The sequence below is a fragment of the Frankia sp. CcMO1 genome, from assembly GCF_977945845.1.
Window position 1 is genome coordinate 1 of the sequence record NZ_CDWTMG010000226.1, and the last position, 8,061, is coordinate 8,061.

An 8,061-nucleotide genomic window follows, 5' to 3' on the forward strand; every position below is an offset into this window, starting at 1 on the left:
GTGAAGCAGTTCCGGGAGTAGGCCGCTGAATCGGCGGTCTTGCCCTTCTTCTTGAACGAGGGGTAGCCGGCGCGCTTCTCCCAGAAGTTCACGTAGGCGGTTTGCAGGTTCCGTAACGCGGCCTGCAACGGCCCTTTCGATGGCCCGGCGAGCCAGAGTGTGCCCGGGTCGCGTTTCCAGCCGGTGAGCATCCGGTCGGTCTCGGCGTGGGTGACCCGCCGCTGCTCCTGGAACCAGGCCCGGTGCCGTTCCGCGAGCGCCCGGTTGTACAGGTAGCGCACACAGCCGAACGTCTGCGCGAGCTGGGCGGCCTGCTCCGGGGTCGGCTAGAAGCGGTAGCGGTACGCCCGCTTCACCACCTTCGACCCCATAAGTGACAGGATAGCAGGCTTGCCTGTCACGCTGTCGTTGATGCGCTAGCCCCGCCCTGAAAGACGGGGCCTGCGCGCTACGTTCCTGGGTCACCATGACTTCCCATGATGGGCTGTCGCTGGGACTATGCAACACCATCCGCCACCGACCGTCACCATCCGCCGCCCGCCGCCGCGCGCTGCGGCGGGCGAGCCGGACCACGGGTCGACCGGCTCAGGCCGCGCCGTCAGCCGCCGACTGGCTCGCCATCTGGGCATGCGCGCGTCCCGCGCGAGCGGCCTCCTCGATGGCCTCCAGCGGTGGCCGCGGGATCGACACGGGCGGCGCCTCGGATTCCGGGTGGGCGGCTCGGGACCCGTAGGCCTCCCATCCTGGGCGTCCGGGCGCGGGTCCCTTCTCCTTCGCGGAGCGGGTGTAGCGCCCGCGCCCCTGGTTCGGGACGGTGGAACCCGGCGTCGGTCCGGTCCTGATCCCCCGGTTCTCCAGGCAGGCGCGGCAGTTGCAGTCGGCAGACGCCCTGGGCAGGCGATCGAGCCGCCAGGACAGATTGTCGATCTCGTCGCCGTCCCCGACCAGGACACCGGTCGTGATGATGTGCACTAGATGCAGGGCCAGCTCGACCGGTTCCCAGCTGTCTTCCTCCAGGATCACCCGTAGTTTCTGGTAGATGGCCAGGTAGTCGGACGTCGGGCGCCGCATCGCGTTCGCGAGGACCGTGATCACCTGGCTGGCGGCCAGGGTCATCGGCTCGGGCGGCGGAGGGGGCAACGGGACTGTCGGGGCGGCCCGCTCCGGTTCGGGGGTCGACGCGTCCGCTGCCCCAGTGGTCTCGTCCGTCAGGACGCGTGGCTCGTCCGTCACAGCCCCGCGGGTGGCGGGATCGACGGTGCCCACGGCCGGGGCCGGTTGGGTGTCGCCGTCCGGTCGGGTGTCACCCGGCTCCGGCTGCTCTGAACGGGCGGTGTCCGGATCATCCGAACCGGCGGTGTCCGGGCGGTCCGGGCGGTCGGCGCCCCTCGAGGGGGCGAGGTTGACCGCCGGGCTGGCGGTACCAGGCGAGCCATCGCTCGCCACGGACGCCATCGCCCGGGAACGACGGCCGACCGCAGACGCCGTCCGCATACCGACCCGGCTACGGCGACCGCCGCGGCGCCGACGGGCGGGCGCGGCCGAGGCTGCGGTTGCGGTTGCGGAGCCGGCCTCCGATGCCGCCGAGGCCGATGCCGCCGACGAGGAGGCGACGTCGGCCTCGACCAAGCGGACCTCACCTGCCCGCACGGCGGCCTCGGGGATGCTCAGGGCTAACCGCGTCGTCCTGCCGGCCGCGGGCCGGGCCACCGTCGCCAACCAGCCCTGGTTGCGCAGCCTGGTGATCTGGCGCTGCACGTGGGTCCGGCTGTAACCGGTCTCCGCGACCAGGGTGACCAGGCCGGGGGCGCTCACCGCGGCACCGGCGGGCGCCGCCGGCGGAACCTCGGCGACGTGGCTCGCCAGCGTCAACGCGACCAGCTTCGCCGCCGACGGCAGGGCCGCCCGCAGCACCGCCCGCTGCCATCCCCCGCGATCGGACACCAGCGTGCCCGACTCCTGCGCACGGACCAGAACCAGAGCACCGGGGAGGGCAAGCTGGGTCACGGCCGACGCCACGTGCCTCCCTTCCTCGGCGGGGTCACTCGAAGCTGACGGACTGCGCCCGCCCGAGCGGATCAGGGCAGGTTGCCCGGGGATCATGCCGACCTGGACGGGTTCGGTGAGTCGGGGACCGGTCGACGTCTGTCCAGGCACGGTACTCCGTGCCTGGACGGGAGACTCCTGGGGAGGGCCACCACATTCACATGAAGAGGACATGACTTCATCACCCTCGTTGGGGATTCGTGGTGCGACAGACGCATCAAACATCGCGCGACTGACGCAAAGCAAAAGATGGGGCCGGCGGCCACGAAAAGGCCACACCGGGCCATCCTGAAAGACCTCCCGAGCAGTTCCTCTCCCTGCCTTCAACCTCATCTGGTGACACCAGAACCAGATTTTGAATCCGTCATCTTCAAATTCTTATTACTGCGTCACCTGGCGGGACGGCATCCCCGGGGAGGAGGACCCGGCGGGGTGGAGGATCCCCCCTCCATCGCGCCGGAGGGATGGCCGGCGCGGTGACCGCGCCCGGGTACACCCTGCCCACGGCACGTGCGGAGGAGAGTCCGGGCGCGCTCACCGGTTGAACCAGCCCACCGGTAGCCGGAACGACGACGGGACTCGGCGCACAAGAAAAATCGCCGGGAACCGGAACACCGGGAGAAACCGGACCGCCCGGTCACGGCATTCTTCGTCCTTGCCCGGCGAGGCCGGACGGGAACAGCCACCTCACCAGATCGACCCGCCGCCACACAACGGAAGCCAACCACCGTCGCCGACGACAGGGATCGTGGATCTCCATGGTCGTACCTCGTCGTCTTATCGATCGATCACGGCAGGGGAGCCGCTGGCGCCCAGTGGCTTCCGGTCCGACTACGGGGTTACCGGGGACCCGCGACCCAACCATTCACCACTTCCCACCATGGATCATGCCGATGCGTGGGAAGGATGGCCCAACGTAGGGTTCACCTGGCTCGAACACACGAAAACAACACCGGAAGCTGTTGATCGGCGGGCAGCTCCACTCCGCGTTGGCCTCCCCCGCTGGCGGACGGGGTTCCAGGCCGACCAGCCGGGTATCCCGGACCGGGCTTCGAAGGAGGCGGACGATGGCCGACATCGTGGTCGGGGTCGATGGTTCCGCGGGCTCCCACACGGCGCTGCGCTGGGCGTTCACCGAGGCGGAGTGGCAGGGGTGCGGCATCCGAGCCGTGATCGGCTTCGCCCGCGGTACGGCACAGTCCGGGATGCGGGCCGGTCTAGCGCAGGCGGCCGAGCGGACGCTACACAAGACCGTGACGGCGGTCACGCCACCGGGATCGACCGTCTCCGTGGCGGAGCAAGCCGTGGACCTGCCGGGCGCGGAGGCCCTGCTGACGGTCGGCCGCGACGCCCGCATGATCGTGGTCGGTGCCCGGGGGCAGGGACTGCTGCACCGGCTGCGAATCGGGTCGGTCAGTGCCTCCGTCGCCGTACATGCCACGGTTCCGGTTGTGATCGCCCGCGGTGACGTCGAGGCCGCCATCGCCAGCTCGGGTGCGACCATCGGCTCGGGTGCGACCGCCGCCGAAGGCACGATCCCGGCCGGCGCGCCGTCCCGACTGTCCCGGCCGATCGCCGTGGGTGTGGACGGCTCCCCCAACGCACTGTCGGCCCTCGCCTGGGCCGCTGGGGAGGCCGCGCTGCGCGGGGTTCCGCTGATCGCCGTGCACGCCTGGCTCGCGGCGATCCCGTTGCCGTTCGCCGAGGCACCGGGGGAGATCACCCAGGCCCTGGAGGACCAGGCCCGGGCCGTGCTCGACGAGTCCATCGCGGGCGTCCGCGACCGCGGCCAACTGCCGGCCGGACTGGACCTACGGGCCGTGGTGGTGCCCGCCTCGGCCACCCAGGCCTTGATCGTCAAGGGCCGCGAGTGCGATCTCGTCGTCGTCGGCGCCCGCGGTCACGGCGGCTTCGCCGAGCTGCTGCTGGGATCGGTCAGCCACCAGTGCATGCTTCACTGCCCCACCCCGGTGGCGATCATTCGGCAGTGGTAGCGGGGCAGCGGCGACCGGTCGTCAACGGGTCGGGCCGTGCACGACCGCATGCGTGCCCGGGAGGATCCCGTCCCAGGCGTACCACCGCTCGTTGTTCTGCCCGGGCGCCGGATCCCACGGATTACGCAGCAGCACCCGCCGGCGCGCCGCGTCCACGGCGAGCAGGGTGTAGGCGTGCGCCGCGACGAGCCCGCCAGGTCGGGTTCGACGCCGGGTGGTCACAATCACCACCTCGCCGCCGGCGAGGAGCTCCCCGAGGGCGGGAACGGTCGCCTCGTGGGCGGCGAGCACGTGCGCCGATCGCCCGGTGAGCGTCCGCAGGGCCGTCGCCGCATTTCCGAATTCGATGGCGGGATAGCCGCCGTGCAGCCGGGCGTAGGCCTTCTCGTACAGCGCCGGCCACAGCTCCGGCCGTCCCGCCGCGTCGTCGCCGTCCATCGCGACCTCCTCGTACCCGGCCGCACGTGACCGGGAGGTGCCCGGCGCCTGCGGCCCGGGTACCTCATCCTCCGATCGATCCTCTGACCGCCCGTACGGCGGCTGGACCCGACGAGCGGGCAGTGCGGCCGTGACGGTGACGCCCACGCCGGCGCCGGCCGGTCCGCGGGGGTGCATGGTGATCGTGACAGTGCCGTTGGGGTTGGCCCGCAGCCGCTCCGCGAGCAGCCCAGGATCCTGGCGGGCGATGCCGATCAGCGCCGCGACGAGGTAGCAGTCGGCGACGCCGCCCTGCCCCACATCGCTCGGGCTGATCCCGTCACGCACCGTCGGGTCGCCGGTGCGGTCGACCGCCACGACCTCGCCGGGGCGTCCGCGGACGACAGGGTAGCCGGGTTCGAGCCATGGGAAAGCCAGCAGGAGGTCTCCGATCATGGCCGAGGAGGCCCCGGCGATCAGGGTGTCGGTGAGGTCGGCCAGCGCCGGCAGGTAGCGAAGGATGCCGGGGCCCGGATTTTCGATCACCCGGGCGGCCACCGCGGCAAGGACCGCCAGGGGCCGGCCGCGCAGCCGGGAGATGGCCGCCTGGCGCATCGCCGCGGACAGGCCAGCCAGCCGAGCGCTGATCGCCGCCAGATCATTGACGGTCACTGCCGCCGGATCCGTGCCGATGCGGGCGACCAGCTCGGCTGCGGCGAAACGCGCCATCCGCCGGTCGATGCCGCGCGCCATGGCCGGCGCTCCGACGGCGACCGCGTGCAGCCCGAACCCGACGGGGTCGTCCCGTCCGGACGAGCCAGCCAGACCGGGCGAGCCGGCCAGACCGGGCGGTTTGCGCTCCCCGAACAGGCCGTGCGGACCGGACCAGTCCGCGCCGCCGAACGGACCGGGCAGCCGGCTCAACCGTCCCCCGTCCGCGGCGACGGCCCGAGCCAGGGCTGCCGACCGGTCGCCCGCTGCCCGCAGGCGGTCGGACAGGACGCCCAGCAGGACCGGATCGAACAGAACGGTTTCGTCAATCGGGACCATCCCGGCGGGCCTGCCGTCCCCGGTGCCGCCGGTGGCCAGTCGGTGGGCCAGCATCCACATCCGTGGGTCGTTCCCGACGCCGCCGGACGCGTCGAACCGGCGCAGCCGGGCGAGCTCATCGGCGGATACCACGGCAGCCGCGCCGAGACCGAGGCGCAAGGCGTGGGCACGCTCGTCGTACCGCTCGGCGAGCCAGTCGAGCAGCCCGGCCCGATCGCGCAGCACCCCGGCGCCGACGTCGAGCGCCCGCTGCCAGTCGTCCAGCCGGGCGGCGCACCGGATCCGCCACGGTGACCGCCAGGCCCGCGGGGTGTCGGCGGTACGCACACCGGCCAGCACCCCGGCCACCTCCGGGGCGAGCCGGCGCAGCCGGGCGGCGCGCTCGCGCAGTTCGCCCGCGGCCGCGGCGAGGGCCGCGACATCACGGGGTGTACCAAGGTCTGCTCGCATCGGGCACGCCATCCGGCTCGCTGGCGACGGGATGATCAAAGCGTAACCCGACGGGTCCCCCTCGCCGCGTCGGCTCGGCCACCCGCGACCGCGGGCGCTCGTCCGCGTTAGAATTTTGATCATTTGGCCGCAGGGACCGCGGCTCCCGCGATCCTGCCGCCAAGAACACCGGGAACGCCGGGAACGCCGGGAACGCCAAGAACTGGGAGGGCATGTGACCGAGGCCGTCGTCGTCGCCGCAACCCGGTCATCGATCGGGCGGGCGTTCAAGGGTTCGCTGCGGGGGATGCGGGCCGACGACCTCGCGGCCGTCATCGTCCGGGCAGCCCTGGACCAGGTTCCGGCCCTCGACCCGGCCGATATCGACGATCTCATCATCGGCTGCGGGCTACCCGGAGGCGAACAGGGACACAACATCAGCCGCGTCGTCGCCGTCAGCCTCGGGTTCGACACCGTTCCCGGCACGACGGTCTCCCGGTACTGTGCCTCCTCCCTGCAGGCTCTGCGGATGGCCGCGCACGCCGTCCGCGCGGGAGAGGGCGACGCGTTCATCGCCGCCGGGGTGGAGGTCGTCAGCAGCTTCGTCAGGGGCAACAGCGACAGCCTGCCGGACACCCAGAACCCGCGCTACTGCGAGGCCCAGGCCCGTACGGCGGCCCGCGCGCAGGCGGGGTCCGCGCCCTGGACGGATCCCCGGGCGGCCGGCGAGCTGCCCGACGTCTACATCGCTATGGGGCAGACCGCCGAGAACGTGGCCCAGCTCACCGGCGTGAGCCGCCTCGAACAGGACGAGTACGCCTGCCGCTCGCAGAACCTGACGGAGCGGGCCGTCGCGGACGGCTTCTTCAAGCGGGAGATCATTCCGGTGCCGCTGCCCGACGGCGGGGTGATCGACAGCGACGACAGTCCCCGGCCGGGAACCACGATGCGGGCGCTGGCCGCCCTCAGGCCGGTGTTCCGCCCAGACGGTACCGTCACGGCCGGTAACGCCTGCCCGCTCAACGACGGAGCCGCTGCGGTCATCGTCATGAGCGACACCAGGGCCCGCGAGCTCGGCATCACCCCGCTGGCCCGGATCGTCTCCACCGGCGTCAGCGCGCTGTCACCGGAGATCATGGGCCTGGCCCCGGTGGAGGCGTCCCGGCGGGCCCTGGCCCGGGCGGGGATGACGATCGACGACGTCGACCTGGTAGAGCTGAACGAGGCATTCGCGGCGCAGGTCATCCCGGCCTACCGGGCACTCGGGCTCGACGTCGCGAAGCTGAACGTGCACGGTGGCGCGATCGCGCTCGGTCACCCGTTCGGAATGACCGGCGCCCGCCTACTCACCACCCTGCTGAACGGACTACACACCACCGACACGACCATCGGATTGGAGACGATGTGCGTCGGCGGCGGGCAGGGCATGGCGCTGGTCGTCGAGCGGCTGTCCTGAGCCGGGAATTCGCGACCTTTCGGACTCCGAATATGCCGCGACCGGCACCTCGTGCTAGGCAGAGAGCACGCGCATGCGATCGGTCACCGGAGCATCCAGGCAGAACAGACCGGATCGCCCGGCAGGGAGGTCGGCCATCATGATGTTCGCATCCGTCGGAGAGAGGTTCGTCGTCCACGGCCGCACGGTGGGCAGCCCAGAACGACACGGGACCGTGGTCGAGGTACGCGGCGAGGACGGACGCCCGCCGTTCGTCGTGCGTTGGGATGACGGGCACGAGGGGCTCTTCTTCCCGAGCTACGACTCGCTCGTCGAACTCCGACCGTCACGGGAGTCCGCGGGCGTCTGACCCCGGGCACGCCCGAGCGCGGGGAGCCAGGCCCAGGGCATGTTAATCGCCTGAAGCATTTTCCGGCGAAATCGGCTGCCCCGGGGCCTTCAGGCGGTGTGACCTGCTGCGCTATACAGCAGGGACACAGCCGTCGGGCCGACAGGTAACGCGCGTCGATCCGGAGGCAACACAGATAGCTCCGGAGCGTGACCGATGCCTACGCCTTCCCCGTCCACCGGCGATCCAGCCGATCATCCCGGCCGGCTCGAACACCGGTCGGAGCCAGGCCGCCCCTCGGGCCCGGACCACGGGTCGGGCCCGGAGCACGGGTCCGGGCC

General features: G+C 71.8%; 5 protein-coding genes and 1 pseudogene. 3 read left to right on the forward strand and 3 right to left on the reverse strand.

The window, feature by feature from the left end; all coding sequences use genetic code 11:
• Both AC08OU_RS20040 and AC08OU_RS20045 read right to left on the reverse strand, forming a co-directional pair.
• Positions 1-281: pseudogene (locus AC08OU_RS20040) on the reverse strand (RNA-guided endonuclease TnpB family protein); the annotation flags it as partial.
• A 304-nt stretch (positions 282-585) separates the two neighbouring features.
• Complete coding sequence (locus tag AC08OU_RS20045; protein WP_476601515.1) at positions 586-2,019, reverse strand: hypothetical protein; 1,434 nt, start codon at positions 2,017-2,019, stop codon at positions 586-588.
• 1,094 nt (positions 2,020-3,113) lie between these two features.
• Here AC08OU_RS20045 and AC08OU_RS20050 point away from each other — a divergent pair.
• Positions 3,114-4,040 (forward strand): universal stress protein, encoded by a 927-nt coding sequence (locus AC08OU_RS20050; protein WP_462188662.1) that lies wholly within the window; start codon positions 3,114-3,116, stop codon positions 4,038-4,040.
• Between the two features lie 21 nt (positions 4,041-4,061).
• On the opposite strand, the gene AC08OU_RS20055 is transcribed toward AC08OU_RS20050, so the two are convergent.
• Positions 4,062-5,957 carry a C2 family cysteine protease gene (locus AC08OU_RS20055; protein ID WP_476601514.1) on the reverse strand — a complete coding sequence of 632 codons (1,896 nt, stop codon included), beginning with the start codon at positions 5,955-5,957 and terminating at the stop codon, positions 4,062-4,064.
• A 214-nt stretch (positions 5,958-6,171) separates the two neighbouring features.
• Between AC08OU_RS20055 and AC08OU_RS20060 the strand changes: the two genes are divergently transcribed.
• Together AC08OU_RS20060 and AC08OU_RS20065 are read left to right on the forward strand one after the other, a co-directional pair.
• Positions 6,172-7,392, forward strand: coding sequence for an acetyl-CoA C-acetyltransferase (locus tag AC08OU_RS20060; RefSeq protein WP_476601513.1), 1,221 nt, complete (start codon positions 6,172-6,174; stop codon positions 7,390-7,392).
• Between the two features lie 142 nt (positions 7,393-7,534).
• Entirely contained in the window at positions 7,535-7,741 is a 207-nt protein-coding gene (locus AC08OU_RS20065; RefSeq protein ID WP_476601517.1) for a DUF1918 domain-containing protein, read from the forward strand.
• Positions 7,742-8,061: the final 320 nt, after the last annotated feature.

Bases quoted from the DNA above. Each gene is read 5' to 3' on its own strand.
- AC08OU_RS20065 (WP_476601517.1), top strand. From the start codon at position 7,535: ATGTTCGCATCCGTCGGAGAGAGGTTCGTCGTCCACGGCCGCACGGTG.
- AC08OU_RS20055 (WP_476601514.1), bottom strand. From the start codon at position 5,957: ATGCGAGCAGACCTTGGTACACCCCGTGATGTCGCGGCCCTCGCCGCG.
- AC08OU_RS20050 (WP_462188662.1), top strand. From the start codon at position 3,114: ATGGCCGACATCGTGGTCGGGGTCGATGGTTCCGCGGGCTCCCACACG.